The 24,687-nt window shown below is 63.4% G+C and carries 23 protein-coding genes; 11 read left to right on the top strand and 12 right to left on the bottom strand.

Going from position 1 to position 24,687, the window contains the following annotated elements; translation table 11 throughout:
- Nucleotides 1-113 precede the first annotated feature (113 nt).
- Nucleotides 114-626 carry a ferritin-like domain-containing protein gene (locus SCD90_RS12885; protein WP_319845094.1) on the top strand — a complete coding sequence of 171 codons (513 nt, stop codon included), beginning with the start codon at nucleotides 114-116 and terminating at the stop codon, nucleotides 624-626.
- A gap of 81 nt (nucleotides 627-707) precedes the next feature.
- Here SCD90_RS12885 and SCD90_RS12880 read toward each other — a convergent pair whose 3' ends face one another.
- Together SCD90_RS12880 and SCD90_RS12875 are read right to left on the bottom strand one after the other, a co-directional pair.
- Nucleotides 708-1,958, bottom strand: coding sequence for an OmpP1/FadL family transporter (locus SCD90_RS12880; RefSeq protein WP_319845093.1), 1,251 nt, complete (start codon nucleotides 1,956-1,958; stop codon nucleotides 708-710).
- Nucleotides 1,959-2,093: 135 nt separating this feature from the next.
- Nucleotides 2,094-2,912 (bottom strand): class I SAM-dependent methyltransferase, encoded by an 819-nt coding sequence (locus tag SCD90_RS12875; protein ID WP_319845188.1) that lies wholly within the window; start codon nucleotides 2,910-2,912, stop codon nucleotides 2,094-2,096.
- Between the two features lie 145 nt (nucleotides 2,913-3,057).
- Here SCD90_RS12875 and SCD90_RS12870 point away from each other — a divergent pair, with 145 nt between their 5' ends.
- The gene (locus tag SCD90_RS12870) at nucleotides 3,058-3,918 is read left to right on the top strand and encodes an alpha/beta fold hydrolase (RefSeq protein WP_319845092.1); all 861 of its coding nucleotides are present in this window, start codon (nucleotides 3,058-3,060) and stop codon (nucleotides 3,916-3,918) included.
- Between the two features lie 3 nt (nucleotides 3,919-3,921).
- Here SCD90_RS12870 and SCD90_RS12865 read toward each other — a convergent pair whose 3' ends face one another.
- Nucleotides 3,922-4,683, bottom strand: a complete 762-nt coding sequence (locus tag SCD90_RS12865; RefSeq protein WP_319845091.1) for an N-acyl amino acid synthase FeeM domain-containing protein — start codon at nucleotides 4,681-4,683, stop codon at nucleotides 3,922-3,924.
- A 181-nt stretch (nucleotides 4,684-4,864) separates the two neighbouring features.
- Here SCD90_RS12865 and SCD90_RS12860 point away from each other — a divergent pair, with 181 nt between their 5' ends.
- Nucleotides 4,865-7,207 (top strand): putative bifunctional diguanylate cyclase/phosphodiesterase, encoded by a 2,343-nt coding sequence (locus SCD90_RS12860; RefSeq protein WP_319845090.1) that lies wholly within the window; start codon nucleotides 4,865-4,867, stop codon nucleotides 7,205-7,207.
- 221 nt (nucleotides 7,208-7,428) lie between these two features.
- Nucleotides 7,429-8,247: a putative nucleotide-diphospho-sugar transferase gene (locus SCD90_RS12855; RefSeq protein ID WP_319845089.1), complete on the top strand. Its 819-nt coding sequence runs from the start codon at nucleotides 7,429-7,431 to the stop codon at nucleotides 8,245-8,247.
- Nucleotides 8,248-8,615: 368 nt separating this feature from the next.
- On the opposite strand, the gene SCD90_RS12850 is transcribed toward SCD90_RS12855, so the two are convergent.
- Genes SCD90_RS12850 through SCD90_RS12820 form a run of 7 tightly spaced genes read right to left on the bottom strand, consistent with a single transcriptional unit; the run spans nucleotide 8,616 to nucleotide 14,706 of the window.
- Nucleotides 8,616-9,392: an ABC transporter ATP-binding protein gene (locus tag SCD90_RS12850; RefSeq protein ID WP_319845088.1), complete on the bottom strand. Its 777-nt coding sequence runs from the start codon at nucleotides 9,390-9,392 to the stop codon at nucleotides 8,616-8,618.
- Between the two features lie 9 nt (nucleotides 9,393-9,401).
- Entirely contained in the window at nucleotides 9,402-10,184 is a 783-nt protein-coding gene (locus tag SCD90_RS12845) for an ABC transporter permease (protein ID WP_319845087.1), read from the bottom strand.
- Nucleotides 10,174-11,007, bottom strand: a complete 834-nt coding sequence (locus SCD90_RS12840; protein WP_319845086.1) for an ABC transporter permease — start codon at nucleotides 11,005-11,007, stop codon at nucleotides 10,174-10,176. The genes SCD90_RS12845 and SCD90_RS12840 overlap by 11 nt, the downstream gene beginning before the upstream one ends.
- Nucleotides 11,004-11,375, bottom strand: coding sequence for a ferredoxin family protein (locus tag SCD90_RS12835; RefSeq protein WP_319845085.1), 372 nt, complete (start codon nucleotides 11,373-11,375; stop codon nucleotides 11,004-11,006). Before SCD90_RS12835 ends, SCD90_RS12840 begins: the two co-directional genes overlap by 4 nt.
- On the bottom strand, nucleotides 11,372-12,952 hold the full coding sequence (locus SCD90_RS12830; RefSeq protein ID WP_319845084.1) for an FAD-binding protein: 1,581 nt from the start codon (nucleotides 12,950-12,952) through the stop codon (nucleotides 11,372-11,374). The genes SCD90_RS12835 and SCD90_RS12830 overlap by 4 nt, the downstream gene beginning before the upstream one ends.
- A gap of 57 nt (nucleotides 12,953-13,009) precedes the next feature.
- Nucleotides 13,010-13,606, bottom strand: coding sequence for a thioredoxin family protein (locus SCD90_RS12825; RefSeq protein WP_319845083.1), 597 nt, complete (start codon nucleotides 13,604-13,606; stop codon nucleotides 13,010-13,012).
- A 41-nt stretch (nucleotides 13,607-13,647) separates the two neighbouring features.
- Nucleotides 13,648-14,706 (bottom strand): ABC transporter substrate-binding protein, encoded by a 1,059-nt coding sequence (locus tag SCD90_RS12820; RefSeq protein ID WP_319845082.1) that lies wholly within the window; start codon nucleotides 14,704-14,706, stop codon nucleotides 13,648-13,650.
- On the opposite strand from SCD90_RS12820, the gene SCD90_RS12815 reads away from it, so the two are divergent.
- Nucleotides 14,690-16,045 carry an MFS transporter gene (locus SCD90_RS12815; protein ID WP_319845081.1) on the top strand — a complete coding sequence of 452 codons (1,356 nt, stop codon included), beginning with the start codon at nucleotides 14,690-14,692 and terminating at the stop codon, nucleotides 16,043-16,045. The two genes, SCD90_RS12820 and SCD90_RS12815, sit on opposite strands and share 17 nt — an antisense overlap.
- A gap of 4 nt (nucleotides 16,046-16,049) precedes the next feature.
- Entirely contained in the window at nucleotides 16,050-17,477 is a 1,428-nt protein-coding gene (locus tag SCD90_RS12810; RefSeq protein ID WP_319845080.1) for an MFS transporter, read from the top strand.
- Nucleotides 17,478-17,528: 51 nt separating this feature from the next.
- On the opposite strand, the gene SCD90_RS12805 is transcribed toward SCD90_RS12810, so the two are convergent.
- Nucleotides 17,529-19,124 carry a GGDEF domain-containing protein gene (locus SCD90_RS12805; protein WP_319845079.1) on the bottom strand — a complete coding sequence of 532 codons (1,596 nt, stop codon included), beginning with the start codon at nucleotides 19,122-19,124 and terminating at the stop codon, nucleotides 17,529-17,531.
- A 361-nt stretch (nucleotides 19,125-19,485) separates the two neighbouring features.
- Between SCD90_RS12805 and SCD90_RS12800 the strand changes: the two genes are divergently transcribed.
- The 5 genes from SCD90_RS12800 to SCD90_RS12785 all read left to right on the top strand — a co-directional run bounded on the left by SCD90_RS12800 (nucleotide 19,486) and on the right by SCD90_RS12785 (nucleotide 23,405).
- The gene (locus tag SCD90_RS12800; RefSeq protein ID WP_319845078.1) at nucleotides 19,486-19,773 is read left to right on the top strand and encodes a PqqD family protein; all 288 of its coding nucleotides are present in this window, start codon (nucleotides 19,486-19,488) and stop codon (nucleotides 19,771-19,773) included.
- The gene (locus SCD90_RS16665) at nucleotides 19,770-20,180 is read left to right on the top strand and encodes a lasso peptide biosynthesis B2 protein (RefSeq protein WP_425265687.1); all 411 of its coding nucleotides are present in this window, start codon (nucleotides 19,770-19,772) and stop codon (nucleotides 20,178-20,180) included. Before SCD90_RS12800 ends, SCD90_RS16665 begins: the two co-directional genes overlap by 4 nt.
- A complete protein-coding gene (locus SCD90_RS12795; protein ID WP_319845077.1) occupies nucleotides 20,177-21,157 on the top strand; it encodes a hypothetical protein in 981 nt (326 codons plus the stop codon). The genes SCD90_RS16665 and SCD90_RS12795 overlap by 4 nt, the downstream gene beginning before the upstream one ends.
- Nucleotides 21,158-21,474: 317 nt before the next feature.
- Nucleotides 21,475-22,401: a formyltransferase family protein gene (locus SCD90_RS12790; protein ID WP_319845076.1), complete on the top strand. Its 927-nt coding sequence runs from the start codon at nucleotides 21,475-21,477 to the stop codon at nucleotides 22,399-22,401.
- Between the two features lie 17 nt (nucleotides 22,402-22,418).
- Complete coding sequence (locus SCD90_RS12785; protein ID WP_319845075.1) at nucleotides 22,419-23,405, top strand: nucleotidyltransferase family protein; 987 nt, start codon at nucleotides 22,419-22,421, stop codon at nucleotides 23,403-23,405.
- 172 nt (nucleotides 23,406-23,577) lie between these two features.
- Here SCD90_RS12785 and SCD90_RS12780 read toward each other — a convergent pair whose 3' ends face one another.
- Complete coding sequence (locus SCD90_RS12780; protein ID WP_319845074.1) at nucleotides 23,578-24,552, bottom strand: helix-turn-helix transcriptional regulator; 975 nt, start codon at nucleotides 24,550-24,552, stop codon at nucleotides 23,578-23,580.
- Between the last annotated feature and the right edge of the window lie 135 nt (nucleotides 24,553-24,687).

The following is a 24,687-nucleotide window of genomic DNA, read 5'->3' as shown; positions in this document are numbered from 1 at the left end:
CGTTCCGACTCCACACACAGAAGAACGGTCCTGAACCGTACCGGCCCGAGGCGTGGGGGAACCGGGCGTTGCGGTCGCTGTTGGATTCAGCGTTCACCGTGCGAGAGGACTACATGGCCGACACCTACGCCCACGAGCTCTACATCACGGCGCTGCGCAACGCGCATGCGCTTGAGAACCAGGCTCTTTCGATCATGAAGCCGCAGATCTCCCGGCTGGAAAACTATCCGGACGTTCTGAGGCAGCTGGAGATGCACAGCGCCGAGACCGAACAGCAGATCACCCGACTCGAGGGGCTGCTGCAGAACCTGAACGAGACCCATTCGGCCCTGAAGGACACCGCCCTTTCCTTCAGCGGCGCCATGGCCGCTCTTGGCCATTCGGTGGCAGGCGACGAGATCCTGAAGAACACCTTCGCGAACTATGCGTTCGAGAACTTCGAGATCGCCAGCTACAAGTCGCTGATCACCCTGGCCGAAGCGAGCGGCAACACCCGCGACGTATCGGCCCTCGAGCAGACGCTCGGCGAGGAGATCGCAATGGCTAGCTGGATCGAGAACAATATCGAGCCGGTGACCCGTCGTTTCCTGATGCTCTCGGAGCAGGGTCACACCGCAAAGGTGTGAATGCTGCCTTCGCTCGACTGATCTAGGCCATCCGGCTCCGAAGGGACCGGGTGGCCTCGACGCGCATGTGTGCTCTGACTGCTAGTCGGCGACGCCGAAACGGTAGCTGACAGCGGCCGACAGGATGCTGACATCCAGTTCCGACGAGGCGCTGAACGGCTGGCCGAGGAAGCGGTCGTTGCCGTCTTGGATGTTGATCCGGTCGTCGCCCACGCCGAAACTATAGAGGTAGCTGAGATCGACCGAGAGGCGGTTGCTGTACTTGTAGGACAGGCCGGTCGAGAGAATGACCTGGTTTGACTCGGGCAAACGGGTGTCGCGGTTCTCGACCGTGAGCGGCACCCGCTCATAGCCGATGCCAGCGCGCACGGTCAGCTTGTCGGACGCGTCATATTCAGCGCCGACGGAGTAGAGCCAACCATCCCGGTAATCCAGATACAGGCTCGTGAGGACCGCACCATTGGAGGCCGCCACCGGAAGGTCGCCGTCCAGCCGGCTCCAGCGATCCCATTCAACGGTTCCCAGCAGGCGCATGCGATCACTGACGGCCTGGCTGATGCCGAGGCTGAGGACGTCAGGCGTGTCGAGGGTCGTCCCGACGTCGAACCGACCGAGCGGCGAGGTCAGGTCGCCCTCCAGATCATGCTCGATGGACGAGCGGTAGCCCAGTCCGATGGATGTGCCCTGCCAAGGCCGCAGTTGTATTCCGAGATTGAAGCCGAAGCCAATGTCGTTGGCGTCGAGTTCCGCATCCGGCGCGCCTGGCTCGATACCTGCCGCCTGGCTCAACGTGGCTTTGAAGTATTGCGCCTGCACGCCGGCACCGACTGTCAGCATATCGTTGACGCGATAAGCCAGCATGGGATTGACGTTCAGCGAGAAGATCTCGGAGGAGCGAGAGTAGATCTGCCCCGCCCAGTTGTTCGGAGACTCGCTTGCGAGGCCAAAGGGGCTCGACAGAACAAGACCGGCCGTCAGATTCTCGGTCAACGCATATGCGGCATAGGAGGACGGCACCAACGCGTTCTTGCCGACATCGATGGAGCCGGAAGGCGTCCCACCCGCTCCCGCGACGAATGCGTTCGTCGTGGCGTCAGGCTCGATGTCGAAGGACGGGAAGATGCCCGCGGCGTTGGCCTCGACCCGGAAATCGTGGATGGTCCCGAGAACGGCCGGGTTCCAGTAACTGTAGGACAGGCGGTCACCGGCGGCGACGCCGGCCAGAGCACTGCCGAAGCCGGCCGCGCTCTGGCTGCGGATGAGAAACGCGCCAGCCGAGGCACCCGAAGTCGCCGCCAGCAGGACGGCCGCGCCGATACCTGCTGTTGCCAAACCTTTTGCTCTCGTCCGCATGCCTTCGAATCCGATGTCCAGCTACACTGAAGCGGTACATTCTAGTGCGTAGAAGTTCTGCAGGGGTTAAAGATCAAGCACGCAACTTAAAAGCAAAAACCACTTCAGGTTGCGTCAGACAGATGCCCAGGCACCGATCAGACGGGGATAAAATACGCAGTATTCGCCGTCGGAAGCTTCTGCACGAAGCCGATCCTGCAGATCGCCGATGCCGATCTCCTCGGGGGTGGCGATGCCGAGTTTCTCAATGAACGGCAGCAGGCTGCGCACCGATTCAGCCATGAACTCGAAGCCCGCCTCTTCCTTCCCGCTCCCGATGCGCGTGAACCCGATGAGGTCCGGGTTCAGCCCCGCTGCGCGGAACGCGGCGAAGAGCTGCGAACCCATGTCCATCTGGCGTCCGGCGCGTCGGTAGACTTCGCAGATGTGGTCGATGTTGCGGCTGAGCAGCGGCAGATGCGGCAGAGCGGTCGCGGTGCTCATATCCATCTCCACGAAGGACAGGATGGCACCGGCGCGCATCCGGCCCGCGACCTCGCGGATCAGCGATGCAGGATCCGGGATGTGAACGAGGATGAAACGACCGATCACCGCATCGAAATCGGAAAAGCGGTCAAAGGCTTCGATCGTCGAGGCTTCGAAACGTACGTGATCCCGGCCTGTCGCCTTCATGCGGCGCCCTGCGATGCCGATCGCTTCGGGAGATATATCGAGGCCGAGCACCTCTCCCCCGTCTCCGACCAGGTCAGCGGCGATGGACGAGACGTCCCCGACCCCGCAGCCGAGATCGAGCACCTTCATGCCGGGCTTCAGGCCTGCGCGAAGCAGCACGTCGCGCGTCATGTCGGCAAAGAAGCCGGCCTGCCGTTCGAGCCGCGCAAGCTCACGGTCGCTATGGCCCAGAACGTAGGCCCCGCCCTCATCCTTAAGCATCGCCAATCCCCGTCTTCAAGGCCGCGCCCCGCGAGCGCGACCCACGCATCCGGCACGGTCTATACCAACGCATTAGGTGAAACCGCCAGCACAGCAAGGATTCGTACACCTTTGCTCGTGATTCTAGCGGGACCGACAGGATGTAATGACCTCCGCTCGCAGAACCATTCACACCGCGAATGCCGATATCGCTGTCGCCGACACCGGTGGTACCGGCACGCCTGTGCTGCTGATCCACGGCAACTCGAACGGCAAGGACGTTTTCCGCGAGCAGCTTGAGGCCCCGGAACTCCGCAATTTGCGGCTTATTGCCATGGACCTCCCCGGACACGGGGACTCGTCCGACGCGGTAGATCCCGCAGCCTACTCAATCGCCGGCTATGCCGATGCCGCCTTCGCGGTACTGGAAGGCCTCGGCGTCGCAGAAGCGGTAGTGATGGGCTGGTCGCTCGGCGGGCATATCGGCATCGAAATGCTGAGCCGCAGACTTGGTGTCAGAGGGCTCATGATCGTGGGCACGCCTCCAACTGCGACCGGCATTCTCGGCCTGATGCGCGGCTTCCATGTGAGCCTGGGACTTCTGTTGGCCACCCGCGCAAGGCTCGCCCCGGTCGAGATGCGGCGCTTCGCGGCGATCTGCTTCGGGGACGCAGCGGATGAGCGCGTGATGCAGATGATCGCACGCACCGATGTCCGGGCGCGACCCGCGCTGTTCTGGTCGATGATGAAAGGCATGTCGGCCGACCAGAGGTCCACCGTGGAGCAGGCGCCCGAACCGATTGCGGTGGTCAACGGCGACAACGAGCCTTTCGCGCGCCTCGACTACCTGGAAGGGATTCAGTACGGCAATCTCTGGCGTGGACGATGCCACGTCCTGGGCGGTGCGGGACACGCGCCATTCCTGCAGACGCCCGCCGCCTTCAACGAGTTGTTAGGCGCCTTCGTAGCGGACGTGGCAGCGCGGCCACAGGCCGCGCCGACGACGATCGGCCAGTGCTTCGCCTGAACGCTAGGCGTGTGCCGCCGCATGGCGGGGAACGATCCCGGTGCCGGACTCCAGCGGCGGCAGCCGTAGCGGCACCACGGTCCTGCCGGTCGACGCCGGTTCCCCGAACAGCCTTTCCCGTTCCGCCGCCGTCGACGTCAGGAACGGATATCGCGCCATGATGCCCTGTCGCACCGTCGGATAGTGGATCGCCATCAGGCTGATCGGCTTTGCGAGGCTTGGGTAGTGACGCGGCAGGCAAAGCGGCTTCAGGCCGAACAGCCGCTTGTAGAAAGCCTGATGCTCCGCACGCACGGTGGCAAGACCGATGTCCGCGTCGAAATATTCCGAGGCGACAAAACCGAGGCGCACCGTTGCGTAAGGCAGCTCAGGATGCAGGCGCGCCTGCCGCTCGTCGGCAACGAAGCGCGTAGGGTCGATGATCGTGCGGCCCTGATCCAGTTCCGGCTGGAGCAAGTCCGGGAATACGCTCATTCCCGGCGCCTGCGCATTGCGAGGCGAAGCGACATGTATCCGGATCGAACTCGCAAGCTCATCATCGATGTAGATGCCGAAGATCCAGCAATTCGGGAGATCGTCGTAAGCATCGGTAAAGCGCCGGGCGGCGTTCGGCTCGATGGCTCCTTCGCGAACATAGGCGTCGTGGCGAAGACGGAAAACGGCTTCCCGCTCCTCGACCGTCCTTACGGGCCGGTAGTCCACCAGATCGATGAATTCGGAAAGCTTGTCCGAGAAGCTCTTCGCCTGTCCTGTGCCACCCGCCATGATGCATCCTCCAGCCGCCGCTCCAGCTGAGGACAAATTAACCTTTTGTTAACTACGTTTGAAGTTATCCGGTGCCCAAACGAAGATTTTATTTGCGTGGTTGAATCGGCGCACCCCGGATTGGGAGCGTTTTTCTGCAAATCGGTACCTCTTCGTAATTATTTCGGAGGCAAGATGCGGCGTGGACAATCCGCTTCGCGCCCTTGGTCGTTTGCGTCAGACCTCTCGCCGCGTGCCCCAGGCAGCTCACGAGAGCCTGCCTTCGCAGGTCTATGTCTCGACGGTAGACGCACTCTATTCTGATGCACGATCGCTGTTCGCGGGCACTCTGAGCTCCGCACTGGCCGCAGCTGTCACCTTCTGGCGCACCGGGGACGTGCTCCTGCTGGCCTGTGCGGCGCTCATGGGCCTTATCGGCGTGGTGCGGGCGGCCGAGATGAAGGCCTACGCACGGCAGCCGCAGCCGAAGTCACCGGATGTCGCGCACTATTGGGAGCGCCGCTACATCGTGGTGTCGGCAGCCTATGTCGGCCTTCTCGGCATCTGGTGTTTCCTGTGCTTCTCGCGCACCGACGACGCCGCGGTCCATCTCATCAGCTTCGCCGTGGTGATCGCGTATCTGGTCGGCATCACCGGCCGCAACTTCAGCAGCGACCAATTGGTGGTCACCCAGACGATTTGCGCCGCGGTGCCGATGATCGCAGCGCTCCTGATGCGCAACAGCGCGCCCTACTTCTTCCTTGCGGCGCTGCTGGTCCCCTTCTTCCTGAGCATCCGCATCATCTCGGCACGGCTGCGCGGCATCCTGTTCGATGCCGTGATCGCCAGTCATGAAATCAAGACGCTCGCGACGCAGTTCGACACCGCCCTGAACAACATGCCGCAAGGCCTGTGCATGCTGGATGCCAATCAACGCTTTGTCGTGGCGAACCAGCGCTTCGCAACACTGTTCGGCCTCAACACCGCGCGGGACCGACGGGGCATGGCCGGGAACGATCTGCTGGCGGAAATGCTCAGCATCGGCCTTCTTCGCGGAGCGGCGGCGGAGACGTTCGCCGTGCAGTTCCTGGATCGCGTGGCGGCGACGCGCCGGACCCTACCCTTCATGAGCGAACTTGGCGATGGCCGCACTCTGGAACTGGCGGCCCAGCCGATGGAGGCGGGCGGGTGCGTGCTGGTGGTGGAGGACATCACGGAAAGGCGCATCGCCGAGGCCAAGATCGAGCACCTTGCGCGCTTCGACTCGCTGACCGGGCTGCCGAACCGGACCTTCCTCACCGAGCAATTCGACCGCCTGCTGGCGGAACACCAGCCGCCTGTCCCGCGTGCGGTGCTCTTCGTCGACCTTGATGAGTTCAAGCAGGTCAACGACACCTTGGGCCACCCCCTGGGCGACGGGCTGCTCTGCGCGGTGGCCGAACGGCTGCGCAAAGTCGTGCGCGAAAGTGATGTTGTGGCCCGTTTCGGCGGCGACGAGTTTGTCGTGCTGCAGAACTCCGTCAGCAGCCGCGAGGATATCGAGGCGCTTGCCGCCCGCATCATCGAATTGCTCAGCGAGATCTACGAGATCGACGGACACCAGATCATGGTGGGCGCGAGCATCGGCATTGCCCTGGCGCCAGAGCACGGTGTCCATGCGGACCAGTTGCTGAAGAGCGCCGACATCGCGCTGTACCGGGCGAAGGCCGAGGGCCGCGGTGGCTGGAGGTTCTTCGAGCCCGACATGGATGTCGAGGCGCAAGCCCGCCGCAAGCTGGAGTTCGACCTGCGGGAGGCGTTCGCGCGCTCGCAGTTCGAGCTGTACTACCAGCCCATCATCGACGTGAAGTCCGGCCGCGCCAGCGTGTGCGAGGCGCTGCTGCGCTGGCGCCATGCGGAGCGCGGCATGATCTCCCCGGCGGAGTTCATCCCCGTGGCGGAAGAGATGGGCCTGATCGTGGAGATCGGGCAGTGGGTACTGCGCGAGGCCTGCCGCACCTGCGCCACATGGCCGTCCGATGTGCGGGTCTCGGTGAACCTGTCGCCCATCCAGTTCCGGCGCGGCAATGTCGAGAGCACCGTGCGCGCGGCGCTGGCGGACGCCGGTCTCTCGCCCGAGCGGCTGGAACTTGAGATCACCGAGACGGTGCTGCTCCAGGACACGCCGACGATCCGCCTCTCACTCGAACGGCTGCAATCGCTCGGGGTGCGGATTGCACTGGACGATTTCGGCACCGGCTATTCCAGCCTCAGCTACCTGCAGTCCTTCCACCTCGACAAGGTGAAGATCGACCGCTCCTTCCTGGTCGGCATCGAGGTCGAGCCCCGCGCCATGACCCTGCTGCGCGGGGTCGCCCGCCTCAGCGCCGATCTTGGAATGGACGTCATCGTCGAGGGCGTGGAGACGCAGCAGCAGCTGGTGGTGATCTCCGCCGAACGCAGCGTCTGCGGCGTACAGGGCTTCCTCTTCAGCCGCCCGGTGCCCGCACCGGAGATCGCCGCGTTCCTGGGCAGCGAGCGCCAGGAATCGATCCGGGTGGCCTGAGAGCAGACTGCTCGTCAGTTCCAGCCGCTAAAGCAAGATCGTTCGCAGCCCCCTGGCGCCGGTCTGACACCAGCTCTGCCTATCCTGCCTCGCGAGATGAGCCTTTCCCGCCGGAATGCACGCAGGGGTTGCGATACGCCGCAGCGTTTGAAACAACAGATGAAGCGCCGGCTGAGGAGCGGGACGAGGTCCTGCGAGAAAACCGCTATCTAGGAGGGGTCATGTCTTCCGTACTGGTCCTGTCATCACACACGAAGCCCGGCTCACCCGCCGCGATCAATCACGCGGTCTACTGCGAGCGGCACGGGTATGATTACCTCTTCGACGCCACGCCCTATCGGCTGCTATCACCGTTCGATCAGAAGACAATGGCGGCGATCGGCGTGTTAAAGCGGTCGAGAGCTGAGTGGGTCTTCTGGGTCGATGATGACGCCTTCTTCATGGACCACAGCAAGACGCTGGAAGCCATCATTGAGGGAGCCGGGTCGGCAGACTTCATCTTCTGTCGCAGCCCCGTAAACCTGAAGGGGCAATGGTCCTACATCAACGCTGGCCTTTACTTCGTCCGCAACACGCCGCGAGCAATCGAGGTTCTGGAGGATGTCTTGAGTGCGGACGGAAAGGCGGTTCGAGACTGGTGGGACGCAGATCGTTTCGGCATGTACACGACGCTTAACAGCGACCAAGAGGCTTTCGTTTACGTGCTGGAGCGGCGCGGGATGCTCAACACGTCGGCCGTCGCGATCCTCGACCACCTAGCCTTCAATGCGCGCCCTTATCACTTCACGAAACGGCATGACGAGAATTTTATCTGCCACCTGGCGAGCCACACCGACAAGTATGTGCCTTGGGCGGATATGCGGTCTCGCTTCGGGCTGGATCGATACCTTCTGCCTCAAGGAGCCCTGCAGGCCGCTGACGATTTCCGCTATTCAGTGGCTGCCCAAGATCTCAAGCCGAAGCCGGCGCCAACGATCATAGGGCGTGCCAGAAGGAAGGCTTTGGGGATGTTGAGCCCTGCTGGCCTTCGAACGCGCTGATTCACCGGCGTGGCGCCGATCGCCTGAAGAGCCTTTGAGATGCGGCCTTCGGAATCTGGCGGCGGCTTGAAGGGAACGACGAGCCTGTAATTATCCGGCTCGTTCGGGCCTCCAATTCTTGCCCAAGCGTAAGAGGAGACGAAGCCGAGCCCGCTTTTCGGCGAAGGTAGTCTCGCGCGCAATCCTCCCTTCGTTTTGCAGAACGGCAGGGCATCCTGTCCAGCCGGCCCGCCCGATGTCGTCGTTAAATCGTGGCGCTGTGACTCGAACCCCGGACACGCGGATCATGATGCTGAGTAGCAGGGAACGTCTGAGCCCTGTTCTCGTCCTCCTGCACCGGAGTGTGAACGGTCGGGCGCAGGGCGAGCTCACACTGCTACCCTCGTCTGTGTTTCTCCTGCGAGAAGATCCAGCAGATGTTCCTTTATGGCGATGACTTGGGCGCTCGCGCGTCGGCGTGGATGCGGTAGGTTCACCGAAATCTGCGTTCGGATGTGCCCCGGTCGGGATCCCAGCAGCACCACGCGATCCGATAGGAAGATCGCCTCCTCCACGTCGTGAGTGACCATCAGCATGGTGGTTCTCTGATGGCGCCAGATGCGCAGCAATTCCTCCTGCAAATGACTGCGCGTGAGCGAATCCAGGGCGCCCAGCGGCTCGTCGAGAAGCAGAACCTCGGGGCTTGGCGCCAGTGAGCGGGCAATGGCGGCCCGCTGCGCCATTCCGCCGGACAATTGATGCGGGAAGGCGTTCTCAAAGCCGGCCAGGCCCACCAGCGAGATCAGTTCCGCTGCTCGCTGCAACCGCTGCGCCGCCGTTGCGTCCGCCTTGTGCAGGCCGAGCAGCACATTGTCGAGCACGCTCAGCCACGGAAACAGGCGATGATCCTGGAAGACGATGCCGCGCTTGAGGCTCGGGGCGTTCACGGCTTGGCCGTCGACCGCGATGGAACCTTCGTCCGGTGTATCGAGCCCGGCGACCAGACGCAGCAAAGTGGACTTGCCGCAGCCGGACGCACCGACAAGGCTGACAAATTCACCAGGCTCCACCCTCAGGGACACGTCGCGCAACGCATGCACAGGCCGCGCATCGACGGTGAACATCTTCGAGACGTGGCGGATATCGAGCAGTCCGGTTTGCAACATATCGGCGCCTCAGGAGGGCAGATGACGGGCGATCAGCCGGCGGGAGCCAAGGCGCACCACCTGGCTGAAGAACAGACCCACGAAGGCAAGGGTGACGATGCAGACGATCACGAGGTCCATGCGGTTTCCCTCGCGCGCCGCGCTCAAGAGGATGCCGATCCCCTGGCCGTTCCCGATGAGGTATTCGGAACCCACGGTGCCGATCCACGATGCGATGAGACCGAGTTGCAGACCTGCGATGATCGAGGGTGCCGCGGCGGGCAAGATGACGCGCCACACAGTGCTTGCCGGGCCAAGCTCGAGCACACGGCCAACTTCGCGATAGGTTTTCGGCACGCCGCGGCAGCCGGCCTGCGTGTTGAGCGCGGCAGGGAAGAACGCCGCCATCGAGATAAGGACGATCTTCGGTGCGTCGTACATGCCGAACCAGGCGCTCAGCAGAGGCAACCAGGCAAACAGCGCTACCTGCCGCAAGGCGTGGAAGGTGGGCCCCCCGGCCCTATCCGCCGTCGGAGAAAGCCCCATGGCCAACCCTGCGGCGAGACCTGCCGCGCTGCCGATCAGCCAGCCTGAGATGAAGCGCCCGAGGCTGTGCAGCAAAGCGGTGATGCCGTTTTCATCCATCACAGCCTCGGCAGCGGCGGAAAGAACCCTCAGCGGCGAGACGAGAATATGTTCGTTGCCCAGCCCGAGCGCCGACGAGCAGCTCCACAGCCCGAGGATGGCCGCCGGCAGGACGAAACCACGCCATCCCAGCCCGGAGTAGCCGGCAGTGGAGAGATCAGGCCGCATGACCGCTCCATCGGGTGAACCGGCGTTCCGCACCGCGCGCTATCGTATCGAGCGTCCATCCCGCAAGGCCGATGACGGCGATGGTGACGAGCACGGTGTCCAGCTGGAACATCAGGCGCCCGAAGGCCATCAAATAGCCGATGCCCTCGGCGGCGGCGAGCATCTCCACCACGACCAACGCCTTCCACGCGTTGCCGAGGGCAAGCCTTGCCCCCGCGAAGATGTTGGGGAGAACCGCCGGCAGGACGAGGCGTCGCAGGGTCTCGATCCGTGTGAATTCGAAGCTGCGGGCCACGTCGAAATACCGCTCTGGCACGGCGCGTATGCCCTCGAAGGAGTTGAGGGCGAAAGGCAGGAAGCTGGCCTTGACGATGACCGCGAGCTTCAGACCCTCCCCGATGCCGAGCACCAGCATGAAGAACGGTATCCAGGCGAGCGTCGGCACAAGGCAGAAGGCGCGCACCGTCGGACCCACATAGGCCTCGAAGGTGCGCGACAGACCCATGGCGGCGCCAAGCGAGATGCCGACGATGGCTCCGATGGAGAAGCCGGCCATCACCCGCCACATGCTGGTGAAGAGCGCATCCGGGATCTCGCCGTTCGCGATCATCTGCAGACCGATGTCCAGCACCTGGGCAGGAGGAGGCAGAATCTGCAAGGATACGAGCTGGAAATGCGCCGATATCTGCCAAGCAACGAGGATGAGGATCGGCAGGATCAAGGCCAGGCCGGTGTCGCGCAGGCCATTGAAGGTCGAGGCCGCAATCCGGGTGAGCCGGCCCTTGCCGGGTATTTCACGGGCTTCCGTGAGGACAAGGCTCATCGCGCCAACTCCTGAACTTGATTGCTGGGCAACTGCCCGGTGAGCGATGCAAGGCGCAGGCGGTGGGTAGGATCGTCGGCCGTGCCACCCGGGCGCCCGTTCTCCCATCCCAGCGCACGGGCGTAGCTGCCGAACAGGCCCGACGCCTCGATCTCGTATTCATCGACGACGGACGCCGTGTCTGCTTTCGGAGCCACGAAGAGCGCGTCAGCGGGGCAGTAGATTTCACAGAGAAAGCATGTCTGGCAGTCGCGTTGCCGCGCGATCACGGGAATGCCGCCGGTGACGACGTCGAACACATTGGCAGGGCACACCTTCACGCACAGATTGCAGGCCGTGCATCGGCTTTCGGACACGACCTCGATCATGATGCCAGCACCTCGGAAGCCACGGCCCGGTCGGGCGTAATGACAGGATCGTCGATGCCGGAAACAATGAAACGGTGCGTCTGGCCGATATCGATTGCCGGCATGTCGAGCCGGATGTGCATGCCGCGGGATTCGCTGCGTGCAAGCGCGGAACGCAGGGCCCAGCGGCTGGAGGCGATAAGCGCCGCCGCCTCTCGGGTCCGGAGCGCTCGCTGCCCGTCGCCTGCGGAATGATCGCGGATGGCCGTCCACATGCCATCGAGTCGACGAAGCGAGCGCGTGAGTTGCTCTCCGCTGCGGAAAAAGCTGCGGTCGAGAGGCAGCATTTCTGACTGCACCACCGCCATCGCCTCCTGCGGGTTCACCGCCTTCTCGGTACCTGCCGGGCGCAAGCCGGCTTGGCCGGCCGGACGGACGGTGCGCTGCCCCGCTCGCGGGCCGAGGCTTGCCGCGAACCGAGCGGCCCCCTGCCCGGCCCAGACTCCGGTCGCGATGGCCCAGGATGCGTTCGGCCCCCCTCCCGCCGAGGCCGCCCCGCCGATATCCTGCCGCTCCAGCGCATCTCCAGCCGCGTAGAGCCCCGGAATTGCCGTCGAACAGTCATCGTCCGCCCGGCGCAGTCCGCCCGTACCGCGCACCGTGCCTTCGCAGCGAAGGGTGATCGGGAAGACCTGGCTGAACGGATCGACACCCACGCGGTCGAAGGGCAGGAAGCAGTTCGGCTGGCCGCGCCGCAAAGCGTCCGGGAGTTGTCCGTGCGCCCGGTCCAGCCGGGAGAAGATCGCGCCGCGCAAGGCCTCGCGCGCCAGCACGGGAAAGCGCTGGCCCGGTGGTATAATGATCTGCGAGCCATCGGCACGGTAGAAGCTCCCCCACCCATAGGGCAGGCCCTTGTTGACCGAGCTGTCGAAGGGAACGATGCCGTACTGATTGGAGAACTCCATCCCCGAAAGTGTCGCGCCAAGCTCGGCTGCCATCAGCTGGCCGTCCCCGGTCAGCCCTGTCGCGCCGAGTATGCGGGAGCCGAAGGCGCAGCCGCCGGTCGCGAGCACCACCGCCGCGGCCCTCGCCTCCCAGGACCGGCCAGCCTGCCGGGCCACGCCCGCGGCACCGGCGACGGCATCGCCGGCAACCAAGAGCTCCAGCGCCGGATGATGATCGCGGACGGTGACGCCGGCCCGGATGACCTGCGACCGCATGAAGCGCATGTAGTCAGGCCCCCGCAGATTGGCGATGTAGAGCTGTCCCTCGTCATCGAGCGGAAAGGGATAGCCGCGCGCTGCGAGCGCATTCAGATGCTGGGTCGAGGCTTCGATCACGCGGTGCATCTGGCGAACATCTGCAAGGCCGGCGGCTAGCTTCAGCCGCTCTTCGACAAGCTTTGCCTGGCGCTCGGGCGTTGCCGCATACCAGGTGCCGGTGTTCGACGGCGCCGTCGCGCCACTCGTACCGACATAGCCCTTGTCCACCATGACGACGCTCAGCCCCGCTTCGCGTGCGGCCAGCGCAGCCCAGCAGGCGGCGGGACCGCCGCCCAGCACGAGCACGTCAGAGGAGAGGCGAACCAGATCGTTCATGGGCACATCGCGTGGTGAGAGAAGGAGGCCGCAGCAGCTGCGCCTCCGTGCTGGCGGTCAGGCTGCGGCCGTGGCCGCGCCGAACCATTCCGGCTCATGACCCGGCAGCCACTTGATGTTGCAGCCGATGGCCTGCTTCTGCTCGGAGGGGCGCTCCACGCCTGCAAGAATGGCCTCGGTCGCCGCCCGCAGATCGACGCCTGTCACGGGCAGGTCGTTCTTCGGCCGGCTGTCGTCGAACTGGCCGTGGTAGAACAGCTTCTGTTCCCCATCGAACAGGTAGAGGTCGGGCGTGCACGCAGCCCCATAGGCCCGCGCCACCTCCTGCTTGCCGTCCTTCAGGTAGGGGAAGGCGTAGCCATAGGTCTCTGCCTCGATGCGGACGGCCTCGGCCGATTCCTCGGGGTACGCGCCATCATCGTTGGAGTTGATGGCGATGACGCGGATACCCTTTGCGGCGTAATCGCGGGCGTAAGCTGCGAAAGCCTCGCGAATGTGCACGACATAGGGGCAGCGGTTCGAGAGGAACGCCACCAGCAGCCCCTTGGTGCCAAGAGCGTCCGCCGGCGTCCAGATGCGTCCGTCGGCATCCGCCAGGGCAAAGCTCGGCGCCGGGGTGCCAAGGGCAATCTCGTTGGAATGGGTAAGCGGCATCACATGCTCCTGGATCGATAAGGAAGATGAAGAGGCTTGTTTCAGCTGAGCGGGGTGCCATCCGCGCGGCGGGTCTTCCAGAAGCCTTCGAGGCCCAGGTCCTTGACCGCCTTGTTCAGGAAGCTCGGGTCGATCCACGTCTTCAGATCGACGGGCTGCCGGATGAACTTGCTCTCTATGGCGAAGGCGGAGCCCGTCTCGTATTTCGCCAGCGTGAACTCATCGAGCAACGGGCTGAAGCGGGAGCGCGGGTCCTGGCTTTCGGAGTCGAGTTCGAGGGAGGCGCGCGGCGTTCCGTTCAGCTCCCAGATGTCGATCAGTTCCTTGCGGTTCTTCTCGTCGGAGGCCCAGGCGGCCGCTTTTACGAAGGAGGCGACGATGCGCTGCGTCGTCTCGGGATACTTGGCGGCGAAGCCTTCCGTGACTGTGAAGGCGCCGAACTGGTTCGCCGGCCCGATCTCCCCGCGGGAGGAATAAGTGATCTTGCCGACGCCTGAGAGCGCGAGCTCGATCAGGTTAGGGCTCCCGAAGGCAGCGTCGATGTCACCTGAGGTCAGGGCGGAGGACTGATCGGCCGCCTTCAAATTGAACACCTTGAAGTCCCGTTCCGAGAGGCCCCTCTTCTCGAGGTATCGACGGAAGCTGAGGTGATTGACGGTGCCGAAGGCCACGCCGATCTTCTTGCCCTTCAAGTCCTCGATGCTGTCGGCCGGCACATTCTTGCCGGTGACCAGGTAGGAATTGGTGACGCCGTAAGAGGCGACGATCTTCGTGGGCAGCCCGGATGCCCTGCCGACGATGTTCGGCAAACCGCCGTAGTTCGCGAAGTCAGCCTGCCCGTTCGCGATCGCTTCGTTGATCGCTGGCCCTGTTCCCTGCGGGAAGGTCCATTCGAAACGCACGTTCTCGCCCGCGAACTCCTCCTCGAGGAGCTTCTTCTCCTTCAGGACGGCGATGACGGAATGCCCATGCGGCTTTCCGTAGCCTGCGCCCTGGCCAAAGATCCGCACCACCTCCGGCGGGGCCTCCTTGGCTGAAGCGGGACCCGCGACAAGCGCGGTCAGGGCTGCAACGACAAGGGCGGTGACGCGAAAGGCCATAGACAATCTCCATCAAGTTGATAGTCATACCAACCTGATAGGACATCCTAGTCAAGATGTTTATCTACAAAGAACACAATTATCGTGTTTATTTGAGGCGCTTTTTGGCATGGCTTCGCATCGACTGACACGCAGGCCACCGGACTTCGTTGTCTTCGCCGCTGGCCAAGGCGTCTCCGCAGCCGGGATGTGGATGCAGAAGACCACGCTGGGCTGGCTTGCCTGGGAACTCACCCATTCGCCGGCTTGGGTGGGTACATTGGCGTTGACGGAGCTGTTTGCGGCAGTCGTCGTCACCCCCTTCGCGGGGGCCATGACCGACCGCACCAACGCGTTCCGCCTCATCCTTGCCACGCAGGCCGCCATGCTGGCCGTGCCTCTCGCACTCGTCGCGAGCCTGCTCGCGGGAACGCTCACGATCTGGGCGCTCCTCATTTTTGCTCTCGTTGATTCGGTGACGCAGGCGTTCAACCAGCCGGTGCGGATGAGCATCATCGGCGCGCTCGCGGGGCGTGATCGGTTGCCGCAAGCCGTGGCGAGCAATTCCATCGCCTTCAACCTTGCTCGCGCCCTCGGCCCGGCGATTGCGGGCATGATCCTGCTGAAGACCGGCGAAGCCGCCGCCGTGTTCACAGCCGTCATCCCGGCCTATGCCGCGATGCTGCTCGTTCTCGCGGTGCTGCGCATGAAGCTCAATCGCGCGGCGCCGCCGCCATCCGGGACGAACCTGTTTGGCGAAATCACGGACGGCTGCCGATACGTCCTCGCGACCCCTTCACTGCTCGTGGTCTTCCTCATGGCCGTCACGTTCTCGCTGCTTGGCCGCCCCTTTACGGAGCTTTTCCCCGCAATTGCCGGACAGACCTTCCAGGGCGGGCCGGACGTTCTATCCGCTCTGATGAGCGCGCAGGGGGTGGGCGCTCTGGTGGGGGGCTTGATCATGCTGAAGCCACGAACCTTGCCGGCGTTGGCGTTGGTCACCCTCGTCGGCGGGCTCACGATGTGCGCATCGCTCATGGTGTTTTCCGTCGCGGGCGGTGTGACGCTCGCCCTCGCGCTTATGGCGGTCGCAGGGCTCGGGCATGTGATTTGCAATATCGGCATGCAGTCCCTGATCCAATCGTCAGCGGGTTATCGCATGCGGGGCCGCGTCATCGCGCTCTACGGCCTCATCTTCAGGGGAGGACCAGCGCTCAGCGCCGCAATGCTCGGCCTGGCTGCAGAGTGGATCAGCCTCCAGCATCTTATCGGCGCCTGCGCCATGCTCTGCGCGGTGTTCATGCTCGGCATCGGGGCCGTCAGCCGCAGCATCTTCCTGCGTCCGGCGCCGGCGGAGTAGACGCATGATGCCCACGCCGGAAGCCGCGCCCTTGCCTTCGCATCAGGCAAGCGCATCGCGCCTCGTCGCCGCCGTGGTCGCCTCGGCGTATTTCATGCTGAACCTGGACGGGACTGTGATCGTCACGGCCCTGCCTTCTATGGCGGCAGATTACGGGGTGTCGGAGATCGCCATGGGACTTGGCATCACGGCGTACCTGATGGCGCTTGCGGCGTTCGTGCCGCTCGGCGGCTGGCTCGGAGAACGCCTAGGTGCACGCAAGGTGCTGGCCGCCGCCATGCTGGCCTTCAGCGCGACATCGCTCCTTTGTGCGTTTGCGCCATCCCTCGGACTGTTCGTGCTGGCGCGGGTGCTGCAGGGCCTTGCCGGCGCGTTGATCTTCCCGGTCGGGCGCCTTGCCGTGCTGCGGAATACGCCGAATTCCGGAATGCTGCAGGCGATCTCCACGATAACCTGGCCTGCGCTGATCGCCCCGGTGATCGGGCCCGTCGTCGGAGGCGCGCTGGCCGACTGGGCTGGCTGGCCTTGGATATTCCTGTTGAATTTGCCGGTAGGCGTTGCCGGTGGGGTGCTTGTTCTCATCTTCGTGCCCGGGGAGGACCGCGCACCCGCCCGTCCCTTTGACATGCGCGGGCTGGCGCTGACCTCATGCTCCTTGCTGCTGCTGGTCTACATGCTCGATGCGCTTTCCCAGCGGCAAGGTGCTCTCCTGTCTGCGGCGCTAGCTGGAACGGCGAGCCTTCTTTTGGGTGTCGCCGCGCTCCGCCACCTGAAGCGCGCTCCCCATCCGCTGATCGGCCTCCAGCCGCTGCATGATCGGGTTTTCTCCCTTACCTCGTTGGGCGCAGGCACGTTGTGTCGCGCGGCCATCAACGCGGCTCCGTTCCTGCTGCCCCTGATGTTCCAGCTCGGCTTCGGCCTGTCCTCAGTCGAGGCCGGAAGCCTCGTGCTGGTCTATTTCGCGGGAAATCTGGCGATGAAGAGCGTGACCACGCGTATCTTGCGGCGTCTGGGGTTCCGCACTGTGCTTCTGGCCAACGGCATGCTCGCGGCTGCGAGCCTTTACGCGCTGGGCTTCGTGGATCGAGAGACCCCCTATCCCGCGCTGGCGGCGGTGCTGTTCACAGCCGGCATGTTCCGCTCGCTGCAGTTCACCGCGTTGAACACGCTTGCCTTCGTCAACATCACGCAGGCAGATCGGGCCTCCGCCACCACGCTCTGGAGCATGGGTCAGCAGGTCGCCAATTGCCTTGGCTTCGCACTCAGCGGCGTGGCACTGACCGTGTCCATGAGCCTGCGAGGCGAGAACAGCTTGTCGCTCGCTGATTTCCAGATCGCATTCCTGGCAGCGGCGATGCTTGCCGGCGGCGCCGTCTGTCGCTTCGCCCTGCTGGATCCGGCGGCGGGAGACGACATCGCCAAAGCTCCTTAGCACGGCCGGGTCGAAGACCTGAGCCTCCGAACACGGGCAGAAGCACCGGGATCAGTTGCGCTCTGGTCTTGGTGGCAAGGAAACGACGCGGGATGATTGGCCAGACTCCAGATCTGCAAGCTGCGATCTGTTTCGTCCAGCTTTCTTCGCGGCGTAAAGAGCCCCGTCTGCCGCAGCTATGAACTCGTCGATTGATTTCGCATAGTCGGGGATCACGGATGCCGCCCCGATGCTGACCGTGACTGCAGCGCCACCGCCCGCAGCCCCTGTTTGTTGCAGCTTAGCCGACACAGCGAGCCGGATCGTCTCGGCAACCTTCATTGCGCCTGCCTCGTCGGTGTTCGGAAGAACGATAGCGAACTCCTCGCCCCCATAGCGAGCGGCACTGTCGGTGGCTCGCCGAAGGTTGCCGCGTATTTCGCTCGCAAGTTCCCTCAACACCTTGTCGCCTTCAGCATGCCCGAAACGGTCGTTCACCTGCTTGAACCGGTCGGCGTCGATCATGAGCAGTGACAACGGAGTTCGCTCGCGTACAGCACGCCGCCATTCGCGTTGCACGATGACATCGAATTCACGCCGGTTTGCGAGCCCGGTGAGCGCGTCTTTCGAGACGACCTCGGCAAGTGCGGCCTTGGCGTTCTCAAGTTCATCGACCTTCCCCTGCAACAGCAGTGCGAGGAAGACCAAGGCGCAACTGACGGCTAAGGAAATCCCACCGATGAGAACCGCCTCACGCCACCAATCGGCGAGGATTTCCTCCGTCGCCACCGAGACGTTCACCAGGAGAGGATACCCCGTCACCTCACCGAAGCTGATGAGCCGCTCGACACCGTCAATGGATGTGGTTGCCACCAAGGTGCCGCTGCGGCGCCCCTTGATCTCGCGAAAGTTGGCGCTGGCCGAAATATCCCTGCCAACGTCGCCCTGAGCATCACTTGAAGGCTGCCGCATCATGACGACGCCATCGTTACTCACGAGCGATATCGTGCTCTTCGGTCCAAGATCGATGCTCGAGAACAGGCTTCGAAAATGCTCAAGGCGGATTGCCGCGACAACAACTCCGCGAAACTGTCCCTGATCACCTGTAATCCGGCGGCTCAGCGCGAAACTCGGATCTCCACTGCGCAATCGGCTATTGTACGGTGGCCCGAGGTAAAGACCCTTGTCTGCTTGATCGCGGTGGACGGAAAAGTAATCCCGATCGGCGAAGTTGTCCGTTCGTTTGCTCCGCCCCGATGAATCAGCGACGCTGAAGCCCGCCGGGTCCAGTACGATAACGACCCCCGCCGCCTCAAAGTCGTGAACCATCCGGGCCAACATGCCGGAAGTGAGGTCCTGGGGCAGGCCTGCGAACTGTGGCCCGCCAAGGAGTCCCTGCGCAATGTCCAGCATCCGGCCATAAAGGGTTAGTTGCGACCGGACATCTTCAACAACGGCGCGCCTGACGTTCTCTGCTTGTTGCTCAGCTTGTTCCCAGGCTTGAGATCTGGCGATCATCAAAGTTGCCGCGACCACGACAAGCATCACCGCGATCATCGCAATGCTCATCGGCAGCAGCGCTTTTCGAGCTCCAACCAGCCGCAATACGCGGCCGAGCATTCGATCGATGTGAGGCTTACCCGAGATCATCTGCAAAGCTCTAAACACGACACCTTACCATAGTCCCCCAAAAGCTTGCTAAGATCGGCCGTCAGGATGGGTGCACAGCAAAGTGGATCTGCCGGCGGCCCCGAGCAGCGTGCCGAGCGAACCCTGTCCGTGACACCGTACGTCACGAGCAGCCGAGGCTCCCCAGCATGCATGTAAATCCGGAGGCTAGTGACTTTCAGGGAGCGACCGATGCGCGGCCCGAGTAGCAAACTTCACCTGCGTGGGCTCGAAACGCACGCTGACAGGCGACCGAAGCCTCTCGTGTCTTCGCCGGAGTTCGCCCCACCAAGCGCGGATTTCTGATAGCAATGGGACTCGCCGAACGCTGAGATCAAGCGGTTCGGCTGAGGACATCGGGATGAACGAAGCAACGGTGCTAAAAATCTCTGCTCCCGCCTCATTCCAGAAGTTAGGGGACGGAGCGGTCGTGCTAATGGCCGATAGCGGCCAGCTGTACACGGGCAACGAGACAACCGAGGCCTTTCTCGCCGCTGTCGACGGAAAGCGGACGATCGGCGAGATCGCAGACCGCATGATGTCGGAGTTCGACGTGCAACGGGACGTTCTAGCGCGCGACCTGATCGACCTTGCCGGGGATCTTGCATCGGAACAGATTGTAGAAGACGTGCGGCACCTGGCTGAATGATCGGAAGGCAGAGCCTGCTTTTGCGCCTTTTCGTGTGGTGCGAAGCGCGAAGCCTTCCTGTGAGGCTGCGGAACAGGCCTCTAGTTGATGTGCTGCGGATCGCCGACAGCCCGCCATTCATTGATTTGAGTGGAGTGCCTCAGCACGATCTCTTGAACCTGGTTGTCCGAACGACGCGGCGGCCGTGGACCATGAGGCACAGGCGCTGCCTGCGGCAGGGCGTGCTAGGCTACCGGCTTCTTCGCGCCGCCGGGGAAACACCTGAACTGGTGTTCGGTGTGGATCCAAGCAGTATCGAGGCCCCCATCGTTCGCGCCCACTGCTGGGTGGTGTCTCGTGGCGAGGTCGTTCTCAATCCTCCTGAGCCTGGGCTGGTGACCGTCCTGCGCCATACCTCCCGGTCTTGATGGCGCACGCATTTTTCAACCTGGCGGGAGCAACCCTCTGCCTGGAAAGCACCGATCCGGCCTTGCTTGCCCCGCTGCGGCTTTTGCTGGGATCGCTGGAGACGGATCAGGCGCGTGGAAAGACCACACAATGGTCCGTGGCGCATGGCATGGTGCCGCCATTGCCGCAGGACGAGATCCTGTTTCATGGGCGGTTTCCGGGTCTCGATGGGGATTGCACGCTGGCCGGCAGCGGAGAGCATCTTGTTCTCACGCTGGAGGAACAGGTTCACATTGAATTCGATCGGCTGCGAGGGCGCGGCGCAATCCTAGTTGCGCAGGGTGCCGAGCGGATCCTTGCCGGTGACATTGGTATGAGCATCGTGGATGCGGCCATCGATATGACCGGGCAAACATTGGTTCACGGAGCAGCCTTAGCCGTGCCTCACCGCGATCGCGCCATTCTCGTCTTTGCACCAAGTGGAACAGGCAAGACCACCACGGCTTTGGCGCTGTCCGCTTCGGGCTTCGCGTTGATGAGCGACGACGTGGGGGTGCTGCGGCGTGACGGGGCCGGCTTGGAGATATGGGGACTTCCCCGCAAGCCGAAGGTTCATCGTCGCACCGCAGCGCTTCTGCCGTGGCTGCTGCCGCACCTGCACGGCGACTGGGACAATGAAGGCGAGCAAGTGATCCGTCCGGAGGACGTTCCGGAGATTGCGATTGCGGCTCCCGCCGCTGCGCTGCCGCTGGCAGGCTTAATATGGTTGAGACCTCACCGGCAGGGGGCAACCATCATGGAAACTGCCGACAAGCCGGAGCTTCTGGTTGCTTTGGCTGCCGACAATCTGCGGCGCGCAAGGAGCGGAACTCCCGATTATCAGATGGACCGCTTCGAGCTTTTCTCGAGCATGGTCCGCAACGTGCCGAGCTTCACACTCGCAGTGGGCGACCGTCTGGACGGTGTAGCGGCGGTACTCTCAGCGCGTTTGGCCTGAACCATACGCGCTGAAAGGAAGGAATGCGGTAACGTTCAGCGGTTGGCGGGCCCGATTTACTTGACGCCAGACCCGGCGCTGATCGCTGTCACCGCCGACAAGGTCTGCTTCTTGGTCAGCACCGGCTTTGCATACTTCTTCATGCGGCTTCCCCCTTATAGATTGTCGAATGAAGCGTATCAGCCCTCTACTCGTCAACCTCAAGCGATATAACTTTGGATCTTCATGCAACGTTGATGCAGATGGATACGACAGAGCAACACGTTCAGCCTCTAAGCGCCGTCTTCTTTATTCACGAGAGCGTCGCTGTGGGGCCGATGATCAATGCATGGCTGGACGCCGGGCATACCGTATCGGCCATTGTCACCTGTGCGCCGACGGCCGGCTTCAGGCACCCGCTCAGGTATCTGGCACTGAAGCGTTCCTATCGGCGGAGGCTGGGTGCCACTCCGTTGCTCAACCTGCCCAAGCGACCGGACTGGGACGATCTCGCCCGGAATCTAGGCGCGACTGCGCCGGACATCGCCGTGACCTACGGCTTTATGCGCCGCATCCCCCGAGTTGTGCTGCAGGTGTTCCGACATGGCGGGGTCAACTTCCATCCCGCATTGCTGCCGCAGTACCGGGGCCCTCGCCCTTTCCACTGGCTTGCCTATGACGGCGCCTGGCGGGATTTTGGCGGCGTTACGCTGCACTTGATGACGCAGGGCTTCGACGAAGGAGACATCCTCGCATACTCGCGCTTTACAGCGCAGGACTGGTCCAGCCGAGCAAAGCGCGACCTTGCACTTGCATCGGCCATGGCGAGCATGCTTACGGGGGCGGTCCCCGAGTTCTGCGCCGGACGCATCGCTGCCACGCCTCAAGAACCGGGAACTTACCCCTATGCCCGCCTGGAGACACCCGTGGCCATGGTGCAACCGAGACATGGGCGCGATGACGTGGCCGCCTTGTGCTCATGCTTCCATCAACGACCCGGGGTTCTGGTGGATGTCGACGGCCTGCCGGTACGCCTGCTGAACGAGGTCCGCTCCCTGGGTGCGGCAACCGGAGAAAAGCCCGTGCTGACACGGTGGAGGATCGCGTTCGACACGGCGGACCACCGGGTCCTCTACCGCCGCTATAGCAGCCTGGCGCGGCGCTTGGAGCGCCTGCGGGAACGATGGAACGCGGGATTGCTGCCCGCCGAACCCTCAGCCTTCAGACTCGGTGCGCCCCCGTTCACCTGCGAGAACGGCTCTTGAGGTCTCTCCGCAGCAGCTTGAGCGGCGAACAGGCGGCGCTGCTTGTCGCCTTATCTGACCCGCTCCGCCCCGTCGCACCCGCGCTCCACCTGACCTCCGAGGAGCGCCTTTATCTGGTGGAAGCGGCGCGCAGTCACGCCGTGCTGCCCATTGTCTGGCGGAAGCTTGAGCCTTTCCTTTCCGGCGTCGAAATGGACGTGGATGAGCGGATAACGGCTATCAAAGACGAACTGCTGATCTCATCCGGTCAATCATTGCTCCTGCATCACCACGGGCGGCGCATTACGCAGGCGTTTGACGGAGCGGGTATCCGCCATTCCGTCGTGAAGGGCGAAGTCTTCGCGCGAGTTCTCTATCCAAGCCCCTCAGACCGCCCATTCACCGACATCGACGTGCTCGTCGATCCCGGGGATATCCCAAGGGCCAACGGCATCGTTGCCGATCTTGGATTCGTAGCCGAGCGCAAAGCGCTATGGGACAATTCCGAGCGAAACCAGGAGTACAAGTGGACGGTCGCAGACAACCCGAAGCTCCTGTTCGAGATCCACGGGAATCTCGTTCACTATCCCGGTCTGCGAAGACGCCGCTCCTTCGGCTACGGCGATCTGCTATCGGTCGCGGGCAGTTCCAAACATCCGGCCGCGCTCCTGATGACGGCTGTCGTTCACGCCACCTCTGGTCACAAGCTGCACATGCTCCGCCTGGTCGTGGACATCGTCCAAGCCGCTCGAGCTATCCCGGAAGGCGACGAGCAATTGTTTGCGGTGGCTGCTCGCCGGCTGCACCTCGGCTTCGATGCGGCGGTCTGCCTGGATTTCTGTGCCAAGGTCTATGAAGATCGCCGCTGCAGGGAATTAGCTCGGTGGCTTCAAGATGATTTACCGAGGCGATTAGCTCCGTGGATACTCACCTCTGCAACGGTGGTGAACGCGCCATTTGCAAACAACGGGACATCCCGGCTGCGCCGCCATGCGTTGCGAGCGCTCCAGCACCTGGCGCGCTAGCTCAAAACTGCCCTCATTTGCCTGAGCGGAAATCGGTGCGTCTTCGCGGCCCATGAACTGGAGTGCCGCCTCTGCCGGAAGAAACTCCACCTAATCGGACTTTCGACAGCGACTTACCGCCAAGCCGAAGGCGGAACCTCTCGTCCGTCAATCCGAGCCGGAAGTTCCCCCGTCACGTTACCGGCAACAGGCGATCCACGGCACCTGCACCGCCTCCCCGGGCACGGCTCGGTGTCATGCCGTAGCGCTGGCGGAATGTCCGGTTGAAGTATGACAGGTCACCAAAGCCTGCTTCGAATGCGATCTCGCTGATCTTGCGCTGAGGACCATCGCTGAGCATGTCCTTCAGGGCTGCGGCGAGGCGCGCGCTGAGGACGAATTCCGAGAACGTCGTCCCCTCTCCTTCGAACATCTTCTGCAATGTGCGTGCGGAGATGCCGTGGCGGTGGGCGACGTCTTCGACGCAGAGGGTGCTGTGCCGCAGGTTGCGCACGATGTGAAGTTTGATCGCGTCCAGCCGCGACAATCCCCCGTTCTGGTTTTCAGCCTTCAGGAGCAGGGAAAGAAGATCCTGAAGATGGTGCGCGGCCATGCGCTGCGTATCGGCCGTACCGAGTGGCAGGCTGCCCTGAAGCAGCGCTCCGCCGTAATGCGCCAGAAGCTGGAAGGCAGGCGTGTCCCGCGAGATCATGAACGGCAGCAACTCGACAAGGTCCGTCGGAGCGCTCGTTGCCACCAGGCGCGGGACGCGCAGGCAGTCCAGCCGCTCGGTGTCGCGGAGTTCCCACTCCCACGGCCGTGACGTGGAGATGACGATTGCGTCCCCGGCGGCAACGCGAAGGCATCGGCCGTTCTGTTCGACGGTCACGGTACCCCCGACAGGCCGCAGGAGCATGATGTCATCGGACCCGTCGTCCCGGCAGTGACTCTGCCGGCGGCACGCCCGGGCGCATTTCAGGAAGCAGCTTGCAAGGCTTGCTCCAGGCAATGCGCATGACAGCGTTCGAACCTCCAGAGGAATGTTCGCGATGGGCTCGAGATCGAGCAAAGACAGCAGCCCGCTCAGTTGCGCACGGCAGACAGTCAGGCGGTCGCGGTCCGCTACCCCTTCCGCCGAAAACGAGAACGGCGCGAACGCGGCTGCCATGCTGATCCCTGATGCCGTGTAACCCAGACGCATCAATACCGCGCGCTTCGCCAGAGTCCTAGTTTTACTTCGCCGCATTCCAAGATGGCGCTGGTCCTTAGGTCTAAAGAAGCCCCAGTCATGGCTTCGGGGGCC

Origin of the sequence: Terrihabitans rhizophilus, assembly GCF_033898525.1 — a bacterium.
GTDB lineage: Bacteria > Pseudomonadota > Alphaproteobacteria > Rhizobiales > Methylopilaceae > Flaviflagellibacter > Flaviflagellibacter rhizophilus.
The sequence above is the reverse complement of the archived record's forward strand: the minus strand, read 5'-3'. Positions and strand labels throughout refer to the sequence as shown.

What these genes read in the sequence shown, in the direction of transcription:
- SCD90_RS12885 (WP_319845094.1), top strand. Translation starts at nt 114, where the DNA reads ATGGCCGACACCTACGCCCACGAGCTCTACATCACGGCGCTGCGCAAC.
- SCD90_RS12875 (WP_319845188.1), bottom strand. Translation starts at nt 2,912, where the DNA reads ATGCTTAAGGATGAGGGCGGGGCCTACGTTCTGGGCCATAGCGACCGT.
- SCD90_RS12870 (WP_319845092.1), top strand. Translation starts at nt 3,058, where the DNA reads ATGACCTCCGCTCGCAGAACCATTCACACCGCGAATGCCGATATCGCT.
- SCD90_RS12865 (WP_319845091.1), bottom strand. Translation starts at nt 4,683, where the DNA reads ATGGCGGGTGGCACAGGACAGGCGAAGAGCTTCTCGGACAAGCTTTCC.
- SCD90_RS12855 (WP_319845089.1), top strand. Translation starts at nt 7,429, where the DNA reads ATGTCTTCCGTACTGGTCCTGTCATCACACACGAAGCCCGGCTCACCC.
- SCD90_RS12850 (WP_319845088.1), bottom strand. Translation starts at nt 9,392, where the DNA reads ATGTTGCAAACCGGACTGCTCGATATCCGCCACGTCTCGAAGATGTTC.
- SCD90_RS12845 (WP_319845087.1), bottom strand. Translation starts at nt 10,184, where the DNA reads ATGCGGCCTGATCTCTCCACTGCCGGCTACTCCGGGCTGGGATGGCGT.
- SCD90_RS12840 (WP_319845086.1), bottom strand. Translation starts at nt 11,007, where the DNA reads ATGAGCCTTGTCCTCACGGAAGCCCGTGAAATACCCGGCAAGGGCCGG.
- SCD90_RS12835 (WP_319845085.1), bottom strand. Translation starts at nt 11,375, where the DNA reads ATGATCGAGGTCGTGTCCGAAAGCCGATGCACGGCCTGCAATCTGTGC.
- SCD90_RS12830 (WP_319845084.1), bottom strand. Translation starts at nt 12,952, where the DNA reads ATGAACGATCTGGTTCGCCTCTCCTCTGACGTGCTCGTGCTGGGCGGC.
- SCD90_RS12825 (WP_319845083.1), bottom strand. Translation starts at nt 13,606, where the DNA reads ATGCCGCTTACCCATTCCAACGAGATTGCCCTTGGCACCCCGGCGCCG.
- SCD90_RS12820 (WP_319845082.1), bottom strand. Translation starts at nt 14,706, where the DNA reads ATGGCCTTTCGCGTCACCGCCCTTGTCGTTGCAGCCCTGACCGCGCTT.
- SCD90_RS12810 (WP_319845080.1), top strand. Translation starts at nt 16,050, where the DNA reads ATGATGCCCACGCCGGAAGCCGCGCCCTTGCCTTCGCATCAGGCAAGC.
- SCD90_RS12800 (WP_319845078.1), top strand. Translation starts at nt 19,486, where the DNA reads ATGAACGAAGCAACGGTGCTAAAAATCTCTGCTCCCGCCTCATTCCAG.
- SCD90_RS16665 (WP_425265687.1), top strand. Translation starts at nt 19,770, where the DNA reads ATGATCGGAAGGCAGAGCCTGCTTTTGCGCCTTTTCGTGTGGTGCGAA.
- SCD90_RS12790 (WP_319845076.1), top strand. Translation starts at nt 21,475, where the DNA reads ATGATCAATGCATGGCTGGACGCCGGGCATACCGTATCGGCCATTGTC.
- SCD90_RS12780 (WP_319845074.1), bottom strand. Translation starts at nt 24,552, where the DNA reads ATGGCAGCCGCGTTCGCGCCGTTCTCGTTTTCGGCGGAAGGGGTAGCG.